General features: G+C 40.7%; 25 protein-coding genes. 9 read left to right on the top strand and 16 right to left on the bottom strand.

The features are described from left to right. The 4 genes from ACEW8O_RS16105 to ACEW8O_RS16090 form a co-directional block, all read right to left on the bottom strand. Window positions 1-1605, bottom strand: a 1605-nt coding sequence (locus ACEW8O_RS16105; protein WP_373495651.1) for a sulfatase, incomplete at its 3' end; no start/stop codon positions are given. Window positions 1606-1704: 99 nt separating this feature from the next. Then, window positions 1705-4467: a M14 metallopeptidase family protein gene (locus ACEW8O_RS16100; RefSeq protein ID WP_373495650.1), complete on the bottom strand. Its 2763-nt coding sequence runs from the start codon at window positions 4465-4467 to the stop codon at window positions 1705-1707. Between the two features lie 320 nt (window positions 4468-4787). Next, the gene (locus tag ACEW8O_RS16095) at window positions 4788-6557 is read right to left on the bottom strand and encodes an arylsulfatase (RefSeq protein WP_373495649.1); all 1770 of its coding nucleotides are present in this window, start codon (window positions 6555-6557) and stop codon (window positions 4788-4790) included. After that, window positions 6533-7306 (bottom strand): dienelactone hydrolase family protein, encoded by a 774-nt coding sequence (locus ACEW8O_RS16090; protein WP_373495648.1) that lies wholly within the window; start codon window positions 7304-7306, stop codon window positions 6533-6535. The genes ACEW8O_RS16095 and ACEW8O_RS16090 overlap by 25 nt, the downstream gene beginning before the upstream one ends. 281 nt (window positions 7307-7587) lie before the next feature. Between ACEW8O_RS16090 and ACEW8O_RS16085 the strand changes: the two genes are divergently transcribed. Together ACEW8O_RS16085 and ACEW8O_RS16080 are read left to right on the top strand one after the other, a co-directional pair. Further along, window positions 7588-8682, top strand: a complete 1095-nt coding sequence (locus ACEW8O_RS16085; RefSeq protein ID WP_373495647.1) for a glycoside hydrolase family 43 protein — start codon at window positions 7588-7590, stop codon at window positions 8680-8682. A 116-nt stretch (window positions 8683-8798) separates the two neighbouring features. Further along, a complete protein-coding gene (locus tag ACEW8O_RS16080; protein ID WP_373495646.1) occupies window positions 8799-9359 on the top strand; it encodes a hypothetical protein in 561 nt (186 codons plus the stop codon). Between the two features lie 234 nt (window positions 9360-9593). On the opposite strand, the gene ACEW8O_RS16075 is transcribed toward ACEW8O_RS16080, so the two are convergent. Then, the gene (locus tag ACEW8O_RS16075) at window positions 9594-11126 is read right to left on the bottom strand and encodes a GH3 auxin-responsive promoter family protein (RefSeq protein WP_373495645.1); all 1533 of its coding nucleotides are present in this window, start codon (window positions 11124-11126) and stop codon (window positions 9594-9596) included. 394 nt (window positions 11127-11520) lie between these two features. Between ACEW8O_RS16075 and ACEW8O_RS16070 the strand changes: the two genes are divergently transcribed. Continuing rightward, window positions 11521-12492 (top strand): hypothetical protein, encoded by a 972-nt coding sequence (locus tag ACEW8O_RS16070; RefSeq protein WP_373495644.1) that lies wholly within the window; start codon window positions 11521-11523, stop codon window positions 12490-12492. A gap of 7 nt (window positions 12493-12499) precedes the next feature. Here ACEW8O_RS16070 and ACEW8O_RS16065 read toward each other — a convergent pair whose 3' ends face one another. The 3 genes from ACEW8O_RS16065 to ACEW8O_RS16055 are packed head-to-tail and all read right to left on the bottom strand — an operon-like array spanning window position 12500 to window position 14724. Further along, a complete protein-coding gene (locus ACEW8O_RS16065; protein WP_373495643.1) occupies window positions 12500-13786 on the bottom strand; it encodes a glycosyltransferase in 1287 nt (428 codons plus the stop codon). A 12-nt stretch (window positions 13787-13798) separates the two neighbouring features. Then, complete coding sequence (locus tag ACEW8O_RS16060) at window positions 13799-14404, bottom strand: TetR/AcrR family transcriptional regulator (RefSeq protein WP_373495642.1); 606 nt, start codon at window positions 14402-14404, stop codon at window positions 13799-13801. Between the two features lie 53 nt (window positions 14405-14457). Further along, entirely contained in the window at window positions 14458-14724 is a 267-nt protein-coding gene (locus tag ACEW8O_RS16055) for a hypothetical protein (RefSeq protein ID WP_373495641.1), read from the bottom strand. Here ACEW8O_RS16055 and ACEW8O_RS16050 point away from each other — a divergent pair, their 5' ends adjacent. Continuing rightward, on the top strand, window positions 14725-14994 hold the full coding sequence (locus tag ACEW8O_RS16050; protein ID WP_373495640.1) for a hypothetical protein: 270 nt from the start codon (window positions 14725-14727) through the stop codon (window positions 14992-14994). A 439-nt stretch (window positions 14995-15433) separates the two neighbouring features. Here the strand turns inward: ACEW8O_RS16050 and ACEW8O_RS16045 are convergent, their stop codons facing one another. Then, the gene (locus tag ACEW8O_RS16045; RefSeq protein WP_373495639.1) at window positions 15434-16378 is read right to left on the bottom strand and encodes a hypothetical protein; all 945 of its coding nucleotides are present in this window, start codon (window positions 16376-16378) and stop codon (window positions 15434-15436) included. Window positions 16379-16509: 131 nt separating this feature from the next. Here ACEW8O_RS16045 and ACEW8O_RS16040 point away from each other — a divergent pair, with 131 nt between their 5' ends. The 3 genes from ACEW8O_RS16040 (at window position 16510) to ACEW8O_RS16030 (ending at window position 18722) form a co-directional block, all read left to right on the top strand. Further along, on the top strand, window positions 16510-16776 hold the full coding sequence (locus ACEW8O_RS16040; RefSeq protein WP_373495638.1) for a hypothetical protein: 267 nt from the start codon (window positions 16510-16512) through the stop codon (window positions 16774-16776). 73 nt (window positions 16777-16849) lie between these two features. Continuing rightward, window positions 16850-17095, top strand: a complete 246-nt coding sequence (locus tag ACEW8O_RS16035) for a hypothetical protein (RefSeq protein WP_373495637.1) — start codon at window positions 16850-16852, stop codon at window positions 17093-17095. 136 nt (window positions 17096-17231) lie between these two features. Then, window positions 17232-18722, top strand: a complete 1491-nt coding sequence (locus ACEW8O_RS16030; protein ID WP_373495636.1) for an ATP-binding cassette domain-containing protein — start codon at window positions 17232-17234, stop codon at window positions 18720-18722. Window positions 18723-18778: 56 nt separating this feature from the next. Here the strand turns inward: ACEW8O_RS16030 and ACEW8O_RS16025 are convergent, their stop codons facing one another. Next, a complete protein-coding gene (locus ACEW8O_RS16025; protein ID WP_373495635.1) occupies window positions 18779-19450 on the bottom strand; it encodes a metallophosphoesterase family protein in 672 nt (223 codons plus the stop codon). A 241-nt stretch (window positions 19451-19691) separates the two neighbouring features. On the opposite strand from ACEW8O_RS16025, the gene ACEW8O_RS16020 reads away from it, so the two are divergent. After that, window positions 19692-20270 carry a DUF4136 domain-containing protein gene (locus ACEW8O_RS16020; protein WP_373495634.1) on the top strand — a complete coding sequence of 193 codons (579 nt, stop codon included), beginning with the start codon at window positions 19692-19694 and terminating at the stop codon, window positions 20268-20270. A gap of 36 nt (window positions 20271-20306) precedes the next feature. Here the strand turns inward: ACEW8O_RS16020 and ACEW8O_RS16015 are convergent, their stop codons facing one another. The 5 genes from ACEW8O_RS16015 to ACEW8O_RS15995 form a co-directional block, all read right to left on the bottom strand. Further along, a complete protein-coding gene (locus ACEW8O_RS16015) occupies window positions 20307-21842 on the bottom strand; it encodes a glycoside hydrolase family 3 protein (protein ID WP_373495633.1) in 1536 nt (511 codons plus the stop codon). A gap of 295 nt (window positions 21843-22137) precedes the next feature. Beyond that, on the bottom strand, window positions 22138-22590 hold the full coding sequence (dtd, locus tag ACEW8O_RS16010) for a D-aminoacyl-tRNA deacylase (protein ID WP_373495632.1): 453 nt from the start codon (window positions 22588-22590) through the stop codon (window positions 22138-22140). A gap of 2 nt (window positions 22591-22592) precedes the next feature. Further along, window positions 22593-23309 carry an NAD-dependent epimerase/dehydratase family protein gene (locus tag ACEW8O_RS16005; RefSeq protein ID WP_373495631.1) on the bottom strand — a complete coding sequence of 239 codons (717 nt, stop codon included), beginning with the start codon at window positions 23307-23309 and terminating at the stop codon, window positions 22593-22595. A gap of 40 nt (window positions 23310-23349) precedes the next feature. Next, window positions 23350-23769 (bottom strand): YkvA family protein, encoded by a 420-nt coding sequence (locus ACEW8O_RS16000; RefSeq protein ID WP_373495630.1) that lies wholly within the window; start codon window positions 23767-23769, stop codon window positions 23350-23352. Between the two features lie 6 nt (window positions 23770-23775). Beyond that, window positions 23776-24297: a hypothetical protein gene (locus tag ACEW8O_RS15995; RefSeq protein ID WP_373495629.1), complete on the bottom strand. Its 522-nt coding sequence runs from the start codon at window positions 24295-24297 to the stop codon at window positions 23776-23778. A 69-nt stretch (window positions 24298-24366) separates the two neighbouring features. Between ACEW8O_RS15995 and ACEW8O_RS15990 the strand changes: the two genes are divergently transcribed. Continuing rightward, window positions 24367-24681, top strand: a complete 315-nt coding sequence (locus ACEW8O_RS15990) for a HesB/IscA family protein (protein ID WP_373495628.1) — start codon at window positions 24367-24369, stop codon at window positions 24679-24681. Window positions 24682-25170: 489 nt separating this feature from the next. Here ACEW8O_RS15990 and ACEW8O_RS15985 read toward each other — a convergent pair. Then, a partial coding sequence (locus ACEW8O_RS15985; protein WP_373495627.1) for a glycoside hydrolase family 9 protein occupies window positions 25171-26465 on the bottom strand: 1295 nt, incomplete at its 5' end.

The raw sequence follows: 26465 nt of genomic DNA, 5'->3' as shown, positions 1-26465 counted from the left end.
ATACCTCTCCAACAATTCCTGACTGATCTCTGAAGAATCCCCGTATTTTTCCCTTATTGCCTCCAGATCCTTATGAAGTTTCTCTCGGATTTCGGCATAAGCCGGATCATCATACACATTTCTCAACTCGTGTTTGTCATTTGCACGATCATATAATTCCCACTCATCCACATCGTAGTAGAAATGGATCAGTTTGTATTCTTTGGTGACAATGGCATAATGCCGCTTGACCATGTGTATGGAGGGGTATTCATAATAGTGATAGTAAACTGCATCCCTGTTCCATTGATCAGACTGACCGGTCAAAAGCGGAATTAAGCTTTCCCCTTGCATATCCGAAGGTGCCTCGATTTGGGCCATTTCAAGGAAAGTCTGGGCAAAATCCAAGTTCTGTACCATCTCATCAGATCGTGATCCGGCTTTGATTTTCCCCGGCCAAGCAACCAATAAGGGAGTCTTGAAGGATTCATCATAGACAAACCGCTTGTCAAACCAACCATGTTCACCCAAATAAAAACCCTGATCGGAAGTGTAAACAATAATGGTATTTTCCATCAATCCGTTGGCTTCCAGGTAATCCAATACTTTGCCGACATTTTCATCTACAGAAGCAATTGTTCCCAGATAATCCTGCATATACCTTTGGTATCTCCACCTCATTTTATCTTCCTCGCTCATACCCGGAAAGGCCTTTTTGAAATCTTCATTAACTTGGGTATAAATCTTGTCCCAGTTTGCTCTTTGGCTTGGGGTCATCCTGCCCACTTCCCTTTCAAAAGCTCCCTTATCCCAACCTGAGGCATCCGGTATACCCAATTCATCCATGACTTTTGGGTATAATTTGGAGTCTCCTGCCCAGTTCATGTGCTTCAATAGGTTCATTTCCGCTTTTTTGGCGGCACTTCCCCTACCTGAATAATCATCAAATAATGTTACCGGTTCTGGAAATTCCTTTTGGGTGAATTCTGCTATATGCCGCTCGGCCGGCAACCATTCTCTATGTGGCGCTTTGTGCAGGTACATCAGCAGAAATGGATCTTCTTCCTTCCGCTCGTTTTGGAGCCAATCCAAAGTCATATCGGTAATGATGTCCGTCACGTAGCCTTCCACATCGTAGGTACCTTCATTTTTGGTGATAAATGTGGGATTGTAATAAGTTCCCTGACCGGGAAGGATTTTGAATTGGTCAAATCCTTTTGGATTGTTGCCAAAATGAAGTTTGCCAAACATGGCTGTCTGATATCCGGCTTCCTGCAGGATTTGTGGAAAGGTAATGTTGGTGGTGTCGAATGGGAAATGGTTGTCGGTCTTTCCATTGAGATGTGAATGCTTACCTGTCAGGATGGTTGCCCGCGAAGGCGCACAAATGGAGTTGGTCACACAGGCGTTGGTAAATAACATACCCATTTGGGCTATCCGGTCAATGTTTGGGGTATTGATCAACCTGTCATCATAGGCAGAAATAGCCTGATAAGCATGGTCATCGGACATGATAAAAATGATATTGGGGCGTTTGGGTTTTTCTTCATTGGGCGAAGTATTGCAGGAATAAAGACAAAAGATAATTCCTAATGAAAAAAGGAGATTCAGGTTACAGTTTGGCATGAGGTGGCTTCTTTTGGGTTAAATGGTTTTATCAACTATTCCCAATTTAAGGTTAGTATTGTCATTTTCAAATTTCATTCTAGCTGAAGGGTAAAAACTTTACTGATAAAGATTGTTGAAAAGCATTTTGAAAGTACCGTGGGACTGTGCCCTGTAGGTGATTTCCGGGCCATAGATATATAGCATTCCTTTGCCTATTGGGGCAGAGAAAGCTGTGATTCCATCTTCAAGGTAGGATTGGCCCCAAGCCCAACCACTTTTCAAAGGTGTTTTGGTATCAAACCATCCCAATACCTGAAGTCCCTGTAATTTGGCTTCCGGTTTTAATTGGAATACAGGACTATTGTTGAACAATACATCAACATGACTGTCCAATCCCCAATTGGCGGGCTGAGCGTTATCCATTCGGGAAACCAACACTGAACCCGGAACATAATATTTCTCCCCCGGTAATGGTTTTTCCGAACCATCTCTTTGGACTTCGACCAGGGCATTTTTCACAGGCAATTCCAAGTGGTAAGCCAGTACAGAAGCATTTCCTACTGCCACTACTTTCCCTCCATTTTCAATAAATGTTTTGATCTGCGGGATGGATTTTTCTGCTGTAATACTTCCCAACATGTGATGATATTCTGCGGGAGTGGTTTTTTCATCCGGAGGTGAACCCCATGAACTGGTTTCAGCTCTTACCAAAGCAGGTATTCCCCCACTGATAAAGAGAATGGCATCATACTTTTGGTTTAAATTTCCCGCATCGATTTCTCTGGCAAAAATCAGTTCAAACTCAAAATTATATTGCTCCAACATCCATCTTACCCAACCACTTGGCATGGAACCTCCATAGGTATCGAATAAGGCTATTCTGGAAGGTTTGATATTGATGGCATTGCTTGGAGCGGATTTGGCGGCAGTTACCTGAACACCATATTTTATTGCCTGTTCAGTCAACACTTTTGACCCATTTTGGGGGATATAGAATGAACCGGCAGGCATACCTTCAACTGCATTTTGTATTCTGGAAACTTTAACTCCCTTTTTCAACAATTCATTGACTATGGGAAAAGCATCATTATGCTTACTGCTTAGGAAGTAGCCTGATCTGGAATTAGGGATTTGGACTACGGGTACAGCTTCCAATTTTCCATAAGGCAAAGTCTCAAATGGACCGGAAAAACCATCCAAAATACGGTCAAACTGAATACCCATCTGATAGGCCAAAGTCCATCCTGCGGCATCATAAGGTCTGATTGGAGGACCACCCGGATACTGGAAGTCATTGGGATAATCCTGCGGCTCAAACATATCGATAACATGCGGACGGAAAGCCTGATCTGTTTTGACGATATAAGATCCTTTTGGATAGGTCTTCCCATTTACCGAAAATGAGGCCGTTGATTTTTCTATTCTAATACCTGTTTTCACCAAAGCATTGATAAATTTCACTGCCGAAGCAGGATCTTTTTGGTCTGCGGTGATGATAAAACCCCTGGGATCTCTTTCCTCTTTGGCCTGATAAACGCTGTCATAGAATTCAGAAGGGATCGCCCCACCTCTCCTTGAAAAAGGATTCGTAGGCATGGGGTATTTGTCTTTGTCCTTTTCGTAAGCGGTTTTGATGGCCTCGATTTTTCTTGGGAATGGTGTCCAATAATCCCCACTACCCCTTTCGATAGATCCTTTTCCCATCACATACATATTGTACAACAGGTGGTCACTGTTCCTGGCAGCATAATCCAAAACTGCAAAGTTCATGGATACCGAATAATCTATAGACTGCTGAAAATGCCAGGTTTTTTGCGGGGTGACAGGAAAAGGGGTATTACTATTGGGAAGCAATCTATCGGGCACCAAAGGAATTTCCTCAGGATTTGGGCCACCCACAATCTCAGTCAATATGCCAATAATATTGTGGTAATGGGTGGTGGTCCTCAACCCGCCATTGTACCAGGTAGAGAAAGTAGAACCATCCATTCTGGTAAATCCGGGCTTGTTTTCCGCATTCAGTCTGTTGTACATGGCAGCACCCACAGCATCTATGCCCGTCACCATCATGGGATCAAACACATAATTGAAAGGATCCCTATATGGAGGTCCGGCAAGAACTGAACCTGCAGGTCCTCTCTGATGGTGATTGTACATGACCTGGGGAATCCACTCTATGAAAAGCTGATGGCCGAGGTTGGTGGATTCCTTCATGTTTTGGATGTAGAAATCCCGATTGTTATCATGACCGATATACTTTTGGTAAAGTGTTGGCAGGTTAGATAGGCTTCTTTTTTCGGGATCAGACTCTCTCATGTACCAGTTGCCGATTTTTTCATGTCCATCAGGATTGGCATGGACAAATAAGATCACTACATTTTCAAGGATCCTTTTTGTTTCTGCATCCTCTTTGGTGAGCACTTGGTAAATGGTTTCGGTCAACTGATGGGTTCCAACTGTTTCTGTTGAGTGAAGACCGCCATCAATCCATACAATGGCTTTTCCTTCGGTTGAGAGTTTTCTGGCCTCCTGTTCCGACAAACCCTCTGCCCTTGCCATTTTTACCGAGATGTCTTTGAACTTTTCCAGGTTTGCATGATTCTCAGCGGAAGTGACGATCATCATCCATTGATCTCTTCCTTCCTCGGTTTTCCCTATAGAAACGAGTTTGGCTTTGTCCGAGGCTTCGGCAACTTTCTTGAAATATGCTTCCGTTTGTGTGTAATTGCTGACATGGTAATCATCTCCCAATCCAAAACCAAAATGCGCTTTGGGACTTGGAATTTCCTGGGCCATGGTGCTGCCAATGCCCAATAAAAAAAGTCCAAGGAGGAGAATACCTCCCTGAACTGTTTTGTTTAATTTTTTTTGGTTATACATAATGAATTCATTTCTTAATCCTACATGAAAGAAATCGAATTAACCTATTCTTAAATATGAATGCAATGGTCAAATCCGGTTCTGACCACCATATTAATAATTATTTTAAAGGGGAAATGATCATTTACAGCAACGGTTGATAATTTGGTTTTAGTAACCTTGCGGTACAATGCCTATTAAAAATATTCTGACTATTCGGAATGTTAAACGTATCAATTTTTTGGCCTCGGCAAGCTCGGCCACCGGGTTTTGGCTGTATAGAAGAATTGAGGATACTCAGAAAAAATATTTCAATAGATAAAATAGAACCAATTGACCATTCATTTCATTTTTTTCAAAACCACACCCTTCACTTCAATATTTCCAAACTCCTCACCAATGAAAGAAATTTCAAGTCTTGCCTGCCCCTTGTGAAAAGCAATTTCACCGACTGAAATCATGGGCCAATCCATTTCCTCCACTTCTGTTCTGGGAACCCTGTCCTGATTGGGAATCAGTTCGGTTTGGTGTAGTTTGTCAGTTTCGTAAATAATATTCTTTCCCTGAGCAAAAATCTCCATTTTAAATGGTTTATCATTTGCCATTTGAACGAAGACTTCATATTTGGTATTTTCAACTGTTTCAATCTCCCAAAGCACTTTGTCAGTAGGGTTTTTAAAATTTATAAACCAATCATTTGCCCATCCCATTTCTCCTTTGAATAGAACATTGCCCAAACGCTTCGCATCAGAAGCAGGAAGTTCAACAGTTGGCACATTGGTATGCCCAACTTGAATCAAGGGTGGTTCAACTCCCTTTTTGGTCATTTCTTTGAGCCAAGCCATGTAATGCTTTTCCAATTCATTGGCTATGTTGGGTTCTGTCTCCAGAATATTGTTTTTTTGAAAAGGATCCTGAAAAAGGTTATAGAGCGCTTTTTGTTTGTTTTTTAATGTCAGTAAATATTCCTGATTTCTGACCGCACCGGGAATGGTATCAAACTTTAAATGCACATGATGGGTAAAAAAATATCTATCCTCCCAGTTTCCAGCTTCTCCTTTAATCAATGGCAAAAGACTTCTTCCATGAATATCAAGGCTAGCAGGGATTTCAATACTTAAGAGATCTGCAAGTGTTGGCAAAATATCAATATGTCCGCCCCAAGGTTTGATCAGCTGATGACCATAACCAGGGAATTTGATAAAGAAAGGCACCCTGACTCCTCCTTCATCCAGATCTGCTTTTTTTCCTTTCATTCCACCATTGTAGCGGATACCGTTTGGTCCATTGTCGGTCATGAAAATGATAATCGTGTTTTCGATCTTTCCGCTTTGCTTTAGATAATGCATCAGCCGTCCTACATTATCATCTATGTTTTCGACCATCCCATATACGCAGGCATCTTTGTCATCAAGACCCTTGGATTTATATTTATCAAAATAGGCATCAGGAACCTGAAATGGACTGTGAGGGGTATTGAAGGAAAGCATAGCAAAAAATGAATCCTGTTTTTCCATAAACTCGATGGTTTTGTCTGTCAGGACATCCGGCAGAAAGCCCTCGGTCTGAATTTCTTCGAAATTATGGATGAGCTTGGTATCAAAGTAATTGTTCAGGTGACCTTCCGCAAATCCAAAGAATTCGTCAAAACCCTGTCCAATCGGATCATGTGGAAATTGTTTGCCCTGATGCCATTTTCCAAAAAGTCCGGAAACATAACCATAGGGCTTTAGCAATTCAGCAATGGTGACTTCCTCCTCCCGCATCACTTCCATGCGATGCGTCACCCAAGTGGTTCCTGTTGCAATATGATAGCGGCCCGTCAGTAGGCTTGCCCTTGTTGGCGCACAAACCGGAGATACATAAAAACGGTCAAAAACTACCGATTCATTTGCCAACGCATCTATATTCGGTGTTTCCACCAATTCATTCCAATGAAAAGATAGATCTCCCCATCCCTGATCATCGGTCAAGATCAGGAGAATATTGGGCTTGATAGGAGCCTCTTTTTGATTACATCCAATTAATAAAAGAACGGATAGGATGAGGATTACGGATAATTTTAATTTGAACTGCCTTGCCATGCCTACTTCTTTTGACTGAAAATCCATTCCAAAAAATCTGGTTCCGCAAAGGCATTGTCCCAACTGTTGTGATTGACCCCTGGATACAGGGAAAACCTCGGATCAGCCCCTTCAGCTTTTAGGGCATTGACCATTATTTTTGAGAATTCTGCCGATACCACGCTGTCATCTTCGCCATGGAAAATCCACAGTGGGATCTTATTGGCATATAGTTTCACGGATTCGGGATGACCACCACCACAAATTGGAAAAGCCGCCGCAAACAAATCAGGACGACGGTAGCACAATTCGAATGTACCCATCCCCCCCATTGACAGCCCGCCCACATATATGCGGTCTTGGTCAATAAAGGGTAATTGGACCATCGAATCCAACAAAACCAAAACTGCCCCAAGAAAAGGTGTCGGTGCGCCTCCGTTTTTAAATACAATATCAATTTTACCTTCTGACCTATTGATATCAGCATTGCCCCAATAATCATCCGTTGGGCATTGAGGAAAAAGTATGAATGATGGATATTGGTCGGATTGAATAGCATTTAAAAACAAGTTGCCCCCATGTACCAATTGTTTTTCATTATCATTTCCCCTTTCCCCTGCCCCATGTAAAAAAAGTAACAGGGGATATTTCCGGTCTATATCAAAATTTTTGGGTTGAAGCAGCCTATATGGCAATTCGCTGGTTGCATCATGAAAAATGTGCTTTTTAAATTCAACTTGTGCGGATAGGAAAAACGGGAGTAAAATCAGCAGGCAGAGTGAATATAGGTTTTTCATTTTAAGAGAATTGAGTTTTATTGAAGTATCTAAATATAATTTAAACTGGCTGAAACTACACCAAATAGTTTTTTACAAATCAAGTTTTTACCTCTCAATCAAGTAAAACAATCTTTCAATATGGTATTTATTCTCCGTATATCAGGAGTAAATTGATCAGAAAAAGTGGAAATGAAAACTTTCCAAAAAAAGTATAATACATAAGTTTTTTAATTTTGAAACCGATTTCAATTTCTATAAATTAGCAAATTCAAAATATTATTACATAAAATCTAAGCCCTATGAACTCGAAGTACAGCTTTTCAGCTTTCTTTGTTATGTGTATTCTGATATCCTGTGGCACTCAGGAAAACAATCAGGAAGAAATATCCGCCCCAGAAGAAGGAATAACCAAATTTCTCTCCCCTCCATTGGTATCCCATATTTATACAGCCGATCCATCTGCCCATGTCTTTGAGGGCAAAATCTACATTTACCCTTCTCATGATGTGGAATCAGTGGTTGAGGAAGATGATATGGGTTCACATTTCAACATGATGGATTATCATGTTTTTTCTATGGACAAACCCGGTGGAGAGGTAATTGACCATGGAATGGTTTTGGATGTAGAAGATATTCCTTGGGCCAAAAGACAACTTTGGGCACCGGATGCAGCAGAGAAAGACGGGAAATATTACCTCTATTTCCCGGCAAAGGACAAAGATGATATTTTCAGGATCGGTGTAGCAGTAGCAGACAATCCGGCGGGCCCGTTCAAAGCCCAACCTGAGCCCATCACAGGCAGCTACAGCATGGATCCTGCTGTATTTCAGGATGATGATGGCAGCTATTACTTATACTTTGGCGGTATCTGGGGCGGACAGTTGCAGCAATACAGAGACAATAAATATAAACCTGTAGGTAAAGGCCCAACCGATGGATTACCGGCAGATAATGAAACTTCATTGATGCCAAAAATCGCCAAGTTAAGTCCGGACATGTTGCAAATGGCTGAAACCCCAAAGGATGTGATGTTATTGGATAAGGACGGAAATCCCATTCTGGCAGGTGATAATGACAGGAGATTCTTTGAAGCTGCTTGGGTACATAAGCACAACGATAAATACTATTTCTCCTACTCTACGGGCGACACCCATTTTATCGCTTATGGTATCGGAGACAGTCCGTATGGTCCTTTCACCTACCAAGGGAATATCCTTAATCCGGTACAGGGATGGACAAACCATCATTCTATTGTTAAGTTTGAGGATAAATGGTACCTGTTTTACCACGATACAGAACTTTCCGAAAAAACCCATTTGAGAAACATCAAAATGGCCGAGTTGATACATAAGGAGGATGGAACAATTGAAACTATTGAACCGATCAATAAATAACCTAAGCCTATTGAACCTTAAAATCCGATAGGAAACCTTTCCTATCGGATTTTTTTATTGAGCTTTACAGATCAACTAGAAATTTTTTGTATCATAGGAAAATAAAAAAAATATAGATGGATTTTGATAGGGATATCCCGGCAGAAATAAAAGATGTGGCTTTAAAAGCGCTTTCATTCTACCCCAAACTCAAGGATGTTAGGATTGAATTTATATTTAATGAAAACCTTTGGAAATCAGTCATGCAGGCCCAGCCAAAATTTGTTACCATGTTTAGTTCCAGGAAAAAAAGAACTTATATCATAAAAATAAGCCATTGGTTTGATTTCAAGGGAAAAAGGATGCCGATTCAGGATCTTCCTGAAGATGTCCTAGTTGGTTGGATAGGACACGAACTTGGACATATTATGGATTATTCGAAAAAAAGCAATTGGTCTTTGATATTATTTGGTATTGGCTACCTTACTTCAAAAAGTTTCGTCATTTCTGCTGAAAGGGTAGCAGATACCTATGCGGTCAATCACGGTCTTGGGGAATATATTTTGGCCACCAAGGATTTTATTCTGCACCAAGCAGGTATGTCCGATGCTTATATCGAAAAAATCAAAAGGTTATACCTCCCTCCTGAAGAGATTATATACCTGATGGAGAATATTTTGGTAGAGGAGGATGGATGAAGGATAAAGGATGAAGGGTGAGGGATGAAGGCGGTTGTCCGAAGACTATGGCTTTGTGATCCTGAGTTAGGAGTTTTAGCTCCGATCGGAAAAAGGAAGGATGGAGGATGAAGGATGAAGGAGAAAGGTGAAGGATGAAGGCCGTTGTCCGAAGACTCTGGCTTCGTGACCCCTGAGTCGGGAGTTTCTAACTCCAGTCTTCAGAACCCTGAGTCGGGAGTTTCCAGCTCCGGTCTACTCTTGTAGATTCCCTTCCACATATTCTTCCCAACCTTTGAATTCCTCTTCCTTCATCACTCTGGGAATCTTTACCTGACCACCTTTTTGCTTGGTCTCTTCGGTCCATTTTTGGAATAAATCCGCAGGTACCAATCGGGTCTCAACTGATTTTAGTGCTTTGTTTCTGGCTACTTTGTAATTCTTGTTGTTTTCTTGAAGGATTTCATCCAATCGACCGGCAAAATCCTTTTCACTTTTTTCGGTTTCTCCATCCAAACCCAAGTACCATCGGTGGAGGTAGTCATCATTTTCCAATACAGCCGAAACGGTAAATTCCTTGATTTCGGTATTGAATTCTTTCCCAAGTTGCTCTAGGGCATTATTCATCTGAATGACTGACAATTGCGAACCCACTACGTTCAAAAAATGCTTAGTCCTTCCTGTTATTTTAATCTCAGCTTTTTCCTTATCTGTAAATGTAATGGTATCCCCAATCATATACCTCCACGCACCCGATACTGTGGAAATAATCAATACATAATCCTCCCCTTCTTCCACCTCTTCGATTTTTAAAGCCTTAGTACCTTGTTTTACACTGCCGTCCTCATTCATGTTCTCAGGCTTGAAAGGCACAAATTCAAAATATATCCCATTATCGGTAATCAACGCCATGGCATCAGTATCCTTCCTTATCTGAGTGGCCAGATAACCTTCCGAAGCAAGATAGGTATCTATTACCATGATCGGTTTACTGGTAAGACGTTCAAAACTTTTTCGGTAAGGTTCAAATGCTACTCCTCCTGAAGTATATACCTGAAAGTTAGGCCAGATATCATGGATATTTTCGACTTTATGGTGGGCAATTACTTTTTTGAGCATCAGTTCGATCCAGGAAGGAATACCGGAAATACCCCCAATATCCCAGCTTGGGGCTTCTTTGGCCAATGCCTCTACCCTTTCATCCCAATCATCGATTCCGGATATCTCCGGGCCGGGTCTATAAAATCCATCAAACCAAACCGGAATCTGACTGGCGCTGATACCGCTGATTTCACCTTCCAAATGTCCATTGACCTCTTTGAGATTGGTACTGCTTCCAAACATTAGGATTTCCTTCTCAAAAAATTCAGAAGGTAAGTCAAAATCAGCTATTCCTTTGATCTGCTGCATCCCAGCTTTCCTGATCGACACGATCATTTCATCAGTGACAGGGATGCGTTTTTTATTGCTGGTGGTACCGCTGGACACAGCAAAATAATTCACTTTCCCGGGCCAGGTAATATCCTCTCCCCCATCGATTACTTTCTGCCACCATTCTTCAAGGAGTTGGTCATAACTGAAATAAGGTAACTCGGACGCAAAAGCATCTCTGATATCCTCTGACTCGAGTATTTTTTCAAACTGATAGTATTTTCCAAAGGCAGTTTTTTTGGCTTTCGAAAGCAGGTCTTCCAATACGGATTCCTGAGCCTCTTTGGGATTGTTATTCGTAAATATTTTATCTGCAACCTCAACTGCACTCTTTATGATTTTTCCAATTATCGGCATGATATTAAAATTGTTTTCGGATTTAAAATTTAATGAATTGATTAAAAAGGTTAATAAACCACCTGAATAAAATCAATATTCACGCCAAGGTTTTTCAATCTGCAACATATAAAACAATCTTAATGTAATTTTAAAGGAATAAAATAGTAATATTTAAAAATATGTCTGCCTCATTAAAAGTCTGATAGCCAAAAAACCTATTTTTCGACTATCAGATTTTTATGAAAATATTTGATTTTATTGGCAATTATTGATTTAAAATCTTGATTTTCAACCAAATACTTTTATTTCTGTCATTTTTTTTTAAACTTTAATAAACTTCCTAATCTGAGAAGATGTGCATGCACCCCCATCTTCAAGAACCAAATTATTCATCCATTTAAATTAAAAAACCATGAAACCAATCATTTCAATGAACAATCCATTTATTCAGATGAAACAAATCAGTTTTATTTTTTTGCTTTTGGTTTTTGGTTGTCAGTCCAGACAAGGCAGCCAAGATGAAAGCCATTCGGAAACTACTCCAAAAGAAAGCAATGAAATGGTCACTATAGTGACTGAGGTAATGGATTTTGCTGGACCGGACAGTATTCCTTCAGGTTGGACTACTTTCCAATTTATCAATAATTCTGAGGATACCCATTTTATGGTTTTGGAGAAATTACCGGAGGGCAAAACCTTGGAAGATTCTAAAAATGAAATTGTTCCTTTGTTTACCGAAGCAATGGATTTGATCAATGCGGGGAATGCCGAAGAAGGCTTCAAAGTTTTTGAAAAACTTCCTGAATGGTTTTTTGAAGTGGTTTTTTCAGGAGGGCCGGGTTTGATTGCTCCTTTTTCTGTCAGTGAGACTACTTTGTTCATGGAACCGGGATATTATGTAATGGAATGTTACCTTAAAATGCCCCAAGGACAATTCCATTCCGCTATGGGAATGATTGATTCCATTGTGGTAACAGATTCACCAAATGAGAATGAAAAACCTGAAGCGACCCATAGTATAACTTTATCCTCAGAAAAAGGAATCGTTAGGGAGGATAGTCTCACAGCAGGAAAACACACTATTGCTGTTTATTTTGAAGACCAAATTGGCCATGAAAATTTTGTAGGTCATGACCTTCACCTAGTGAAAATTGAAGATAATGCAGATATTGCTGTATTGGAAAAATGGATGGATTGGACAGATCCGGATGCCTTCAAATCCCCTATTCCCGAGGGATTTCGGTTTATGGGAGGAACTCAGGAAATGCCTGCAAACCAGACTGCATATTTCAATGTAACCCTCATACCGGGAACTTATGCCTTTATTGCTGAAGTACCCAGGGCTTCCGAGAAAAACATGCTCTCGGTCTTCACAATTGAATAATAGGAATTCAGCTTAATGCAGGTTCTTTGGTATCAAATTTCTTATTTGCTATTGTTTCCAATTCCAATATAGCCAAATCTCCGGCTGCATCCTTATTGATTTCTGATTGCAATATTTTGGCATTTTCCCTAAACTTCTTATCAGTAAATATTTTTTCAATGGCTTTTTTGATTTTATTTGAATCTACTTTTTGGGATAATTTAATTCCGCAGCCATGGTATGCAACTTTTGCAGCGTTGTCATTTTGGTCACGGCCCATTGGCATACAGATCAAGGGCAAGCCAAAGGATAAAGCCCGCATAATGGTTCCATGTCCGGCATGGGTAATTACCATATCTGCATGGGGAAAAACCAAAGAATGGGGAGCCGATTTGATGACTTTTACATTTTTCGGCAGATCAAATACTTCATTTTCCATAGCCAATCCTAAAGTCACCAAACCCCTGACATCAAGTTGTCCAATGGCATCAATGCACCGCTGTATGGTACCGGCTTGGTTTTGAAAAGTAGATGAAAGGCTCACAACTACCAAAGGCCGAAGATCATGATCAGGCCAAGGGTTGTTCCACTCCCCTACCCAATCGGGATCATCGAGAACCGCTCCGGTGTAGCGGACATTTTCCGGGGCAGGTATTAACGGAAAATCAAAAGCTTGGGAAGTCTGAATGAATCTTCTGTCAGCCTCATGCAGCATATCAATCAGGTTTTTTAAAGGTTCCAATTGATAAGAAAGTCTTATTTCATTGATCTTAGGCAAATATTTGTTCAGAGCCTTGTTGAATAATTTCACCAACAACTTATCCCGGAATTTACCCATTATTCCTTTCCCAGGTAACAAACCCATTACTCCCGGAGGCCTGTTCGGTCCAGGTAAATATTCCGGCATATGAAATAACAGTACCCGGGGAATGTTCATATATTCCCCTGCTATCAATACAGGCGGTAACAAACAATCTACCACAAGCACATCTGTAGGATTTGCCTTAAGGGAAGTAATGGTTTCTTCTACCACAACCTTAGCAGGACCAAAAATAATGTTTTCAAAGGCAGGTTTTTCGAAGGGCTTGGCATTCCAGTCTTTACAGATGTCCTCTTTTCTGTCTGTTCTGGTAAAATGTCTTTTGAATGAAATAAAACCCAAACCCATTGATTCTACAGGATCCTTCATGCAGGGTTCTGTTAATACATTTACCTTATGGCCATTGTCAGCTAATCTTTTGGCCAGTCCTATTACCGGGGGAATATTACCTCCTCCATCAATGGTGACAAATAAATAATTTTTAGGGTTATCCATAGTGTTGTGGTTTTATGATATTTTTCTTTGAATCAATCCTTCAAGAAGAGACCGGTAAATTTTATAAGTCTCTTCATAACTCCTTTTCAAATCCCTTCTCAAAAGCTTCCATAGGTAAAATTCTGTAGCAGTGATGAAAGTCATGAGGCGATGCTCATATTCCGGAGAGTTTGCATCCGGTAAATCGGGAGCAAATACCTTCTTGCACCATTCCCTGTGATTGGCCCTGCCTTTATCAAGCATTTTTCCGGCAATTGGCAGTTCTTCTTCTACGGCCAGCGTTCTAATGGAGGCATCACCCAATTTTTCATAATCTTCCAGCAAAATCTCCAATGCCCGCTTATAATCACCGGGCACTGCCAAGTCCCTGTTCTTTCTCCTACCGGCAGCATCATTTTCGACACATGCTTCTATCAGACCTTCTTTGGACCCGAATTTCCTTAAAATGGTACGCACGGTAACTCCTGATTTTATAGCTACTTTTTCTAAGGTGATTTCATTGATCGGTAACTCTTCCCAGAGCTGCACTATGGCCTTCATGATTTTTTGGTCATTTTGGGAGACCTTCTCCGCCCGGGAGGTCATACGGTACTTTCTCTTCTCTAATTCCGAATTCATGTCACCAATATAGACATTAAATTAATTCATGTCAATACAAGTGACATTAAAATTTATTGGATAAGAATAAATAGATGATACTGATCAGGAAAAAAAGATAGAGACTTACCAGTAGTTTCAGCAAAAATCTTGACATCAAATTCAATGAAATAAAAAAGATATCCTTTGACAAAAGAGATGATTCGGAGGATTTTCAGATCAATGTCCCGCAGGGCAATTACCAAAACCTCAACTTTGGCATAGAACTGACGGATTTTCTTGGACTGCCTGCCGTCATGATCAATGCGGCTTATTACAGTCAAAAAAAGGAATTGCTTCATTTGCAAATCGAACTCTTTGATATCAACCCAAGATTTGAACAGGCATTGGATACCAAAAACCAAAATCCCACAAATGATAATCACAATCCTTCGTTTATCTTTGAAATCAACGCTTCCAAATGGCTGGAAAAATTGACCTTCGAAGACCTCGAAAATGCCAGGCTGACAAGTGGGACCATCCTGGTCAATCCATCAAATAATCTCAGCCTCTATCAAAAAATAGCCAACCAGATCATGCACGGCCAAAACGTCAGACTTGAACCAAAGTGAATTTCAAGGCTCATATTTCGGTCATTTCTGTTGTCCGAAGCCTCTGGCTTTGTGACTTCTGAGTAATGAGTTTGTAGCGCCCTTGATTTACTTCGACCATGTGAAAGTCTGACCGCCCATGTGAGTGTCCTCACTCACATCCTACCCAAAGGTGTAGAGTCACTTATGTCTCATCCTCTTACCTTCGTTGTCCATTCGCAGCCAATCCCCCAATTCAACATCGTCCGTGCCTATGGCACTTTAAGGCAACTTTCTTCCTTATAATCCTGGCAATAAATTACCGGGCTATAATTTCGGTCATGCCTACGGCATTTTAAAGCCCAGTTTCCTCCGCCCATGTGAGTTTCTCACATAAACCTTGGATCCATCCTCAACTTTCATAAAGAATGTCTCGATTCTCGCATCTTGGTTCTTGGCTCTTGTTTCTCGCCTCTCTCTTCTAAAATCTAAACTCTAAAATCCTCCCCACAAACCCCTTCCCCCCAAGACTCTCTTTCCATTTGATCAGACCAGGGATTGGTTTTCCTGTTCTGGCATCCAAGGATGTTCCCAAACTCAAATACGATTTGTCCCCGTTGAATTTGTCCAGTATCATGCCAAATAACAGGTCTAATGCTCTGCAATCCCTTCCAATGGACGTACTCGCTATATATTGGCAATGGACCACCTGGTTTTGAAGGAAAAGTACCGTACCAGCCAACATTTCAGCTTCCTGATAGACGGCAAGCAGTTTGATGTTATCCGGAAAACAGGATTGTAAATACAGGATCTTTTCCAAACTATGAACAGGCTTATTTTGGAATTTTTCCAAAAGGTGAGGTTCCAGAACATCTTGCCAAAAACCTTCAAAATCAACTGACTCCTTTACGCTTAACTTTAAGGATTCCGACTTCTTTCTACCCCATTTCCTTCCCCTATCCGAAATCTGAAATGGTAAGGCCGTAGCATGAAAAATAGATTTCCTGACCAATTCGGGCTTGAACTTTTCAACAGTTGTTTTCAATGTTGATGCACTTCCCAAATAAAAAAAATCAGGAACCATCCTGACTTCCAAAGAATGATAGCCATTGGCACAGAAATACTCTAATGTATCTTTTATTACATTTCCGAGCTGTCCTTCTTCCAAAGCCTCACTGATTATCCAACCTGCATAGGTAAGTCCTCTGTAGGAAAAAACCCTGTTTTCTGATTTTTCCGCCGGAAACACCGCAACAGGTTTTCCATTGAAAAAGAAAATCAAAGAACATTCCTCAAATCTATCTCCATGGTATGCTATAAAATCCCTTTGATGGATAAAAGTACCATTGATGCTTGAAGCTATCACTTCATCCCAGTCAGCTCTCAATTCAGGTTGATACGGCTTTAAAATCAAAGATGCTGACATGTAAATAGGTTTATCTAATTTAAAAGACCTTGTTTTATTCAGTGTTCAGTTTGCAGTGTTCATTCAGTGTTCGGCGACTGAAATATACTGACCGTTAAAAATACAGAAATTTTAACCAACCCAGTAGAAAGATGGCGATTAGAAACCAGTTTAAAATGAGCATAGGCCAGCGTCGTGTCCGTAATTTCAGTGAATCATTCAAGGCTGAAAAAGTCATTGAGCTTGAATCGGGTGTAACCAGAATACGCGAACTTGTGGAGGAATATGAAATTTCAGGCACCACCGTCAGAAGGTGGAAGGTAAAATTTGGCAAGGTGAAAAAAAACCCTAAAGACTTATCGTTGAAACAGACAGTGATACCAAAAAGCTTCTTGAACTCAAAAAGCGTGTTGCCTTGAGGAGCAGATTAAGAATCTGGTTTTCCTGATCCGTGAAGACCATCCGGACCTGGGTTTGGGTGAGATATACTTTATGATCACTCCCATAGGTCTGGGCAGGGATGCATTCGAAAGTTTTTGCAAAAGAAAGGCACTAAATGTGAGGGTTTACAGGAACAGTTATAAGACTACGGACAGTAGTGGGGCTAAGTACTTTGCCAACCTCATCAAGGGCTTTGTCCTGACACATCCAAACCAGGTATGGCAGAGTGATATTACCTACAGTGCAACTATACAACTCTTCGAAACCGCATTCGGCGTTGGGAAGAATGACTCCTGAAATGTCTAAAAAAAAATGGATACATTCACAGGGCCAAACAGAAGCGAAGATGACAGAGTCAATCGACGCAATTTAAACTAAAAAACTGCCTACTGCAAACTGCGACTGTCTCACGTCTCAAATCTCACGTCTTAAAATGTCAACACTCATAAACATCCAAAACGCCACTGTCAAGCAACTCGGGAAAACTGTTTTTGAGGGGCTGGACTTTCAGTGGGAGGACGGGCAGCATTGGGCGGTGGTAGGTCAATCCGGGACTTTGTTGACAGCATTTTTGGAAACTTTATTGGGCAGGACGATGGTCACACAGGGGTTGGTTGAAAGGCCATATTCCGAAACTTATCAAAAACAAAAAAACCTCGATGGAGAGATCAATTCTTTTAGGGATCTTATTTCCACGGTTTCCCAGCAATATACTTTCCGGAACAAATCCAATATCCAGAATTTCTATTATCAGCAGCGCTTCAATGCCATGGAATCTGAAGAGGCAGCAACTGTCTTTGATTATCTGAATGAAATTGAAGTCAAAGTACCCGGTCCTTGGGATATCCAAAGGGTATTGGATTTTATGCGCCTGAAAGACCTGAAGGAAAAGTCTTTGATCAAACTTTCTAATGGTGAAACAAGGAGACTTGCCATTGCCACTGCCCTGATAAAGAATCCCAAACTACTCCTGATGGACCAACCTCTTACTGGATTGGATGTCCAAAGCAGGATGGATTTTGGGAATATTTTGAATGATATTGTGAGTGCAGGGATTCATGTGATGATGACCACCCATAGCAATGAAATCCCAGAATGTATTAGCCATGTGGCAGTAATAGGGGATAAAAAGATAAAAAAGGCAATTGAGTCAAATGAATTCCTTGATATTGAGCGTATTGATCAAGAGGAAAATGGCTTTGACTATCAGTTGCTAAGAAAGCTCCTAGATGGGCGGAAAAATCAGGAATTTAAGGTCATAGTTGAACTCAACAATGTAACTGTAAAATATGGTGATCAAAGGATATTGGATCAAGTCAACTGGACTATTTTACCAGGTGAAAAATGGGCTTTGAAAGGAGAGAACGGGGCAGGGAAATCCACTTTATTGAGTTTGGTTCTTGGTGAAAACCCACAGGCCTATGCCAATGATATCTGGCTGTTTGATAAAAAGAGGGGTTCAGGAGAAAGTATCTGGGATATCAAAAAACAAATCGGATTTGTGGCACCAGAATTATCCAGGTTTTTTCCGCAAAACCAAACCTGTTTGAAAGTGGTCTTATCGGGACTATTTGATACGATGGGACTTTTCAAAAAAGTGAGTCATGATCAGGAGAATCTAGCAAGGTATTGGTTGAAATTATTCGATCTTGAAAACACCTCCGACCTGCTATTGCGACAGGTTTCTCTCGAAAATCAACGCTTTGTCCTTTTGGCAAGAGCTATGATAAAAAGTCCCTGCTTGTTGGTTCTTGATGAAGCGGCACAGGGCATGGATGAAATCCAAAGAAAACTTTTCAGAAAAACCATTGATCAGGTATGCAGTATCATTCCGGTTACGATGGTATATGTCAGTCATTATGAAGAAGATATTCCGGTATGTGTGGATAAGGTGATGAGGTTATCAAAAGGGAAAGTGATGTGAGATTATGTTTATTAAAGTTATTTTGGGGCTATTCCTAAGTAATAGATGATAGTTTCTCAAGTTGGATAATCTCCCTTTTTGACATCCCGGATATCAGTTGGGATTGAAATTATTTCCAGAAAATCACCGTTTTCTTTCAGTTTGATTCCAGTCAGACAGACACTTCCATAAGCTCCGGTATCGATATTCCAGGAATTGGATTCAGGGTCGAATTTTGGCTGACCGTCCCATTGGGGGGTATGTCCGATAACTTGAAGTTTTTGAATATTTATCAGAGGTTTTCTGTTCCATAAAAGTCCATTGGCATTGTTAGGGTCAGCGGGGTTGCCCAAGCCACTTATCCCGGCATGTGAAACTTTTATATATTCATTTTCCCAAAACAGCGGTAATTCAGACAGCCAACTGGAATAATTATCGGGGTCAATATTGAGGGACTCAAATTGATGCAGGGTTTGTTGGCCTCCATTGAAAAGCCAATTCTTTTGTTTGTCTTCTCCTCTCATATATTTGATCATCATGTGTTCATGGTTTCCCATTAGGAATTGGACTTCTTTACCAAAATTCATTTTCAGCTCAAATGCCAGTTCCAAAACCAAAGGTGAAAAGTTTCCCCTGTCCACCAAGTCCCCAAGTTGGATCAGTATATCCGATTTGGGATTCCAGTGGTCTAAAAGTTTGAGGTAGGTATGAAGACAGCCGTGAACGTCTCCGATTATAAATACAGCCATTTCCTATTAAATTAAGAAAGAATAATGTTAACTATTTGACATTTATAAAAAAAAAATAGCAGGACAACAAAAAAATCTTGAACTTACAGTGAAATATATTTATAATGGATTGATGTTCAAATTAATATATGTCAAACAAAAACCGCTTACTCATGTTTATTCGTAGATGACCCATAATAAGGGTGGTTATTCTTTGAAACAAACCTATTTTACCTTTGCAATCTCTCAAATTTATTCTGTTATGAAACAATTAAAATTTCTCATCCCAGCCATCGTTTTGGTAATTGCGAGCTGTGTTAGCCAAAAGGACTATATAGCCGATTCTGATTTCAACTACTCAGGAAATTTCAAGAGGTACAAGACGTTTGGGTTTGTCAATAATCCATTTCCTGATTCAACCGCTTATTTCACTGCAATTGAAAGGACTATCAGTTCCAGATTAGGTTCTCAGGGATTTAGACTTCAGGATGAAAAGCCTGACCTCTTGATCAACTACAAGATTTTTACTGATGAAGTCAAATATAGAGGTTATGATCAGCCAAATTTTGACTTTTGGTTACAAAGAAAACCTGAAATTGTAGAACTGACCGAAGAACAGGAGAAAGAAAACAGGGAAAAAGATGAACACTACAATAGGGTCAAATACACTGAAAATAATGGGCTCTTAGTGATTTTTGTAATAGATAACAAAAAAGGAAATACTATTTGGCAGGGATATACCGCCGCATATTTTGATCTTTTTTCCCCTGATGTCAGCACCGAACTTACCAAGGCCACTTATAGGGTGATGGATCAATTCAGGGTTTTGACGAGAAACTGAGAAATCATTTAGCAATAATCTGCCCGCTATTTTCAATTATCCTAGAAAATAGCGGGCAGTTTCTTTTTGGGTATCTTCGAAACCCTGATATGCACAGACTACTTTCTGCATCCTGTCTAAATTTGGGATTTCGCTTAAACTAAGGGGAGAACCAAAATGATATAATTCAACTTTTTTATTTTCGGCTAGTTCAGCGATTTTTTTCATCAAATCAGTTTCCAATCCAAAATGATTGATGGGTTTGGCGGAGGGCACAAACAAGGCAATCAGGATATTCTCAAAATCAACAAGTTTATGAAAATCGAAATCAACTCCTAAGGAAATCTCAAATTTCGGGATAAGGTTATTGGGGTCAATACCTTGAAAAAAGTGATTGTTTTTTCCTATGTAAACCGAAATCAAGGCGGTTTTTCGGTTATGAAGGTCAATTTCTATTGACGATTCTTTTTCAGAAATCACCGAAATATATTGCTTGGCTAATTGTTGGTTGAATGCATGATGACTGTTCCAATCGAAGCCTTGAAAATGGATGGGTTGCTGATCAAAAAGTCCCAGGTTTTCCTTTAACTTCATTATCTTATGAAAACTCTCATTGATCTTTACGTCTCTGGCTTTTTCAGCAATTAATGCTATTCCTTCTTTTACATTTTCCGAAAAACATAAAATATCATTTCCTGCACTGAAAGCTTCCCACTCCAACATACCCGGTTCCGCAAACATAATGCTGACACTTTTCATATTTAATGCATCTGATACCACTAAGCCTTTGAATCCAAGCTCTCCTTTGAGAAAACCGGTGATGATTTCCTGTGAGATGGATGCAGGGGTATTTTTCCCTTGGCAAAGCGCAGGAACAGCAAGATGTCCCACCATAATCATATCCACTCCTTCTTTAATCCCTTCAATAAAAGGATAAAGCTCTTCCTTCATCAATTGTTCCTTCACCTTATTGATGACAGGCAAGCCAAGATGGGAATCCACATCTGTATCCCCATGTCCGGGAAAATGCTTGTAACAGGCTCCAATTCCCGCTTTTACCATCCCTTTGTACATCGCCAATGCAAAACGGCTGACTTTGTTTCTGTCTTTTCCAAAGGACCTGTAACCTATAACCGGATTGTTTGGATTGGTATTGATATCGGCAACAGGTGCAAAATTCAAATGAATACCCAATTTATTTAAATCATTGCCAATTCTGAACCCCGTTTCATAAACCAGATCAATCTCTTTTTCTGACATTGCACCTAATGTAATGGCATAAGGGTATTGCGGGGCATTTTCAATCCTCATAGCAAGACCAAATTCCGCATCTATACTGATAAGGAGGGGAGTTTCGGAAATTTTTTGAAAGCGTTGGATAAGACTTTGCAGTTTTTCCAAGGTGTTTTCGTAAGCAAGTTTCTCCTGTCTCTTCTCAAAATTCGCAGCGGCACTGTATCGGCTATGAAAAAATGTGATCCCACCAATATGATGGTTCCGGATCAAAGACTCCATTTGCAATATATTCTCCTCCGTATCGTGAATAAATGCCGCTGGGGAGAATAACTGGGCTACTTTTTTTAGTTTGTCCATATTTTAGATGTGAGACGACTTGTCCGCCGTGGTGGATGAGAATTGAGATGCAGGGTAGTGTTAAGAAGGCAGTGGTCAGTGGTAAGTTGGCAGTCGCAGTTTTTACAGTTGGCAGTCGCAGTATGCAGTAGACAGTCGCAGTATTCAGTAGGCAGTCGCAGTATTCAGTAGGCAGTGGGCACTACCAGTTTACATTAGGCAGTCGCAGTCTCATGGGGTGCTGAACACTGTGATTTGAACTGAACACTGGACACTGGCCACTGACCACTGTAAACTGAACACCGAACACTAAACACTAAACCTTATTCCTACTATCAATAATGATCGTCACCGGGCCGTCATTGACCAAGGTGACTTTCATGTCTGCGCCGAATTCACCGGTTTGGATGGGTTTTCCAAGATCTGATTCAAGGGTTTGGATGAAACGCTCATAAAGCGGTATGGCGATTTCGGGCTTGGCAGCTTTGATATAGGAGGGCCTGTTTCCTTTTTTTGTACTTGCATGGAGTGTAAACTGTGAGATTAATAATATATCCCCATTTGTTTCCAAAAGACTCTTATTCATCACGCCATTTTCATCAGGGAATATCCTTAGGTTGACGGTTTTTTTGCTTAACCATTCTATGTCCTCCGTTCCATCTGCCTCTTCAATACCTAACAGCACCATCAGTCCATTTCCGATTTGACCGCTGATGATGCCATCTATCCTAACGGAAGACTCTGAAACTCTCTGAATGACTGCAATCATGGTCAAAAGTTTTGCATTTCTTTGGAAGATATCACTTCTACTTTTACTGATTTATTTTTGTTGGCATGTCCGATCATGGCTTTGGCGACCTGATAGTCATAGATCGGGCTGTATTTCTTTGCCAATTTCAGCCAGACCAATGGTTTGGTCACAATCTTGGCTACTTCCTCTCCAAACCTGAACTCATTTCGGTTTCCCAACAAAAGAGACGGTTCAAAAAGTCCCAGATAATCAAAAGGAATCACCTTCAAATCCTCCTCCGTTTCACCCTTGACCTTATTGTAAAACACAGATGATTGAGGATCTGCACCCATGGCACTGACATATAGAAAACGGCTGACACCCAAATCCTTCACCCAAAGTGCAAAGTTCATTACATAATCATGGTCTATTTCATAAAATTTCTCCTTTGAACCAGCAGCCTTGATGGTACTGCCCAAAGAACAAAAAGCATACATTTCCACAGATTTGGTCTTGATCGCATCGATCAAAGAAAAATGTTCTCCCCCAAGGTCTTCTTCCCTCAGTTTTTCTTCCAGGTTCCATTTTCGGATATTTTTAAAATCACCTTCGACCTGTACCAATTTCTGATGCTTCAGGGCCAACTTACGGCGACCAACAGAAATAATGTTATCGTAGGATGTATCCTGTAAAAGTTGGTGCAGCAGCTGCATGCCTACCAATCCTGATGTTCCTGCAAGAAATGCTATTTTTTTCATATAGATAAAGAAAGGCTAAATCATCCAGACCAAAAAATTATTACATACCCCCTCTTGTTTTTTCCCAATCCAAAAAGGCATCTACTTCATGTTTTACCGAGTTGAAAATTGCGATCAGGACCGAGATATCATCTGCGTATCCTATCACAGGGAGAAAATCAGGTATAATATCCATGGGCATTACAAAATACACCAAACCCAGTACAATCAGACCCAAAGTTTTGGAAGAAACTTTGAACAGACCGCTACGATGTGCCTGAATCATTCTTTTGAAGACTTTAATAGGTTCCAAAGCCGCTTGTACGGTAGGATTATGCGAAACGGTATTTAAACGGTCACCAACACTTTTTAAAAGTTTTTTGAGTTTTCCGTCCTCTCCTGCTATCTTTTCTGCTTTGGACAGGTACAGGATTTTTGCTTTTCCAAAGAAATCCACTGTTTTTTCCCTTAATGAGGCCATGGCTTGCTAATAATAAATTCTGATTTCTGATTTCACTTCTTTCAATGCCATTTGAATGGCATCGTTTTTTTGCTCCAGGGTAATTTGAAAAATTCTCTTGGCGAGATCCAAACCTCTTGAATTTTCATTCATGTCCTGCATGGCTGTATTCACAATGGTGACGACACTTTCCATGGCCCTTCTCACACCTTCCCAAGTTTCGTCTGAGAAATAAACCTGTTGTGAAAGGTTATGATTGAATTCTTCCCTTATCTCCATTAGCAATTGACTGTACAGTTCCCTAGCTGAAAATTCCGGATTATTGACCCTTCGGATCAGGTTGTTAGGGGTAATTCTTTCCAAAAGCAAGCAAAGCCTCTCTCCCGCCTGAAGTCTGATGGGCAGGACTGTTAGTGTATTTTGTGTTTTGAGGTCAACGATCATTTTCTCTCTTTCCTTTTTGAGAAAGGACATGATGGTCAGGTACATCCCATAAATGACCAATCCCGCAGGCAAAACAATCTTTAGTAAATCAGCTAAATACTCCATAGTCTGTGATTAATTTGCTTCGAATATCCGAAATTTGAACTTCATAACGAAAAATAGAATTAAAAAGGCATGTTGGTTCCCATAAAAATTACGCTAAAAGCCCAGAAGGAAATCAAAAACATCATTGCCCACAAAAACATCCCCAAAGATTATTCATTGAGGGTGGGTGTAAAAGGAGGTGGATGTGGGGGTATGTCCTATTTGTTGGGCTTTGACAAACCCAAGGAAGGAGACCAACATTTCGTTATTGAAGATATCCCTGTCCTGATCGAAAAAAAACACTATATGTTTCTGATGGGCATGCAGGTGGATTTTTATGAAGGAGCAGACACCCAGGGCTTCACCTTTGTCAACCCCGACTTACCCAAGAGACATGATGGGTAGATTTTTTTCCTAAACATATTTTTGTTAACAGATTGATAAAACGATTATCAACATTCAAATAATTATATTGAATCAATAGTGTCAAAAACTTCCACTTTGTCATTTCGATCCCGATGACTATCGGGAGAGAAATCTAAACCAGGGAGGGATAGACCTCTCCTATCGTCGAGGTGACAAGGCAAAGTCCTCATTAATAGCTGTCCTTGATTTGTTGGATCGCTACAGGCATTAAACCTCTCCTTGTCCTTTCGATCCCGATGGCTATCGGGAGAGAAATCTAAAACCCTTGAAAAGTTGCGAAAGCTCATCCAGAATGACGCATTCTTCATCCTTCATCCCCAAAGAGATTGCCACGTCGCACGAGGGACTATTCAAAAAATCAAAGTTTCCCAAGTGCTCCTCGCAATGACGCACCACCTTCATCCTTCCTCAAGCCAAATCTAAAATCTACCCTCTAAAATCTACCTTCCTTCATCCTTCATCCCTTTTCTACCTTCCCCCCTCTTCCTTCAAAATCTCCAAAGCATTGACCAAATAGGCAAAAGGAGCATTCCAGTTAATGGCGATTTCATTGGAGGCGTAGGAACAGGCTTCATCTACAAATGACTCATCAGGGATTTTGCTGGTATAATTGCATCCATCCTGTTGGCCGGGGTTTGGGCCTCCTACCATAAAGCCCGGTAAAGGTTCCTTTTCAGGTTCTGCCTCTGCCAATCTGTGATGCGGGCTTTTTGGAGTTTTATAGCCAAAACCGGTCACAAAACTGTAACCCGTTGCATTTTTACCAAGAATATAATCCAGATTACCCAGTGCATATTGCAGGTATTTACTCTCTTTAGTAAGGAAATAAGCCTGAATCAATGCGATGCCCTGATTAGATGCGACGGCATTGCTGCCCCAGACAAAATCCTTGACCGACTGACCCATCACTGCATAATAATAGGAAGCATTGGCGGATTCCATGTAGCTATTGGCTGTTTCTGTCAAAATACTTTTGATGGTGGGAATCAGGTTTTCAGGCAGATTATGCAATTCAGACCTGAACCGCAATAAGGAATAATAACCTAACCAATCCACCCTGTTCCACGAAGGAAGATTAAAAGACTCAGGATTAGAGATATATTGTAGGTAATCCAGGTTATGGGTGCTGATATAGAGTTCAGATGCTGCCCAGACTTTTTCGTCCGCGACGGAATTGTCCCCGTAGGCCCCGGTATGGATTTCCGGTTGGAACGATTTGTTCATGTCATTTTGCCTGTAGTACACTTCAGGGTTGGCATGGGCCCAGTTCCAGGCCAATTCAGCAGATTTGAGGTATTCGATGGAAAGATCCGGATGATGGTTTTTCAAAATCCGGGAGGCCTGCGCCATCACCGCAGCAAAATCAAGGGTCGCAGCAGTACTTTTTGCTACAACATACCTTTGATTGGTCGCCAAGTGGGGAAGAACCATCCCTTCAAATTTGGCAGTGGTCAATTTGTGGTAAACGCCACCATCATGAGGATCCTGCATGGTTGCCATCCATTTGAGATTCCAAAGTATTTCATCCAACAAATCAGGCATTGCATTTCCTGATTCCGGAATTCCCAAGATAAAATCTGCAAAATGAGTATCAAAATCCTCATAAAGAGACAACAATGTGCCCATGGTAATGCCGCTGTTGACGATATACTTGTTGTAGTCTCCAGCGTCATACCATCCCATAGGAGAAGAGACGGTAGTGCCTTCGGGTCTTTCTTTACTGGCAGCAGAAGCGTGAATTTTGACACGGTCATCAGGATGAC

The sequence above is a fragment of the Aquiflexum sp. genome (assembly GCF_041749095.1).
Classification (GTDB): Bacteria; Bacteroidota; Bacteroidia; order Cytophagales; family Cyclobacteriaceae; genus Aquiflexum.
The sequence above is the reverse complement of the archived record's forward strand: the minus strand, read 5'-3'. Positions and strand labels throughout refer to the sequence as shown.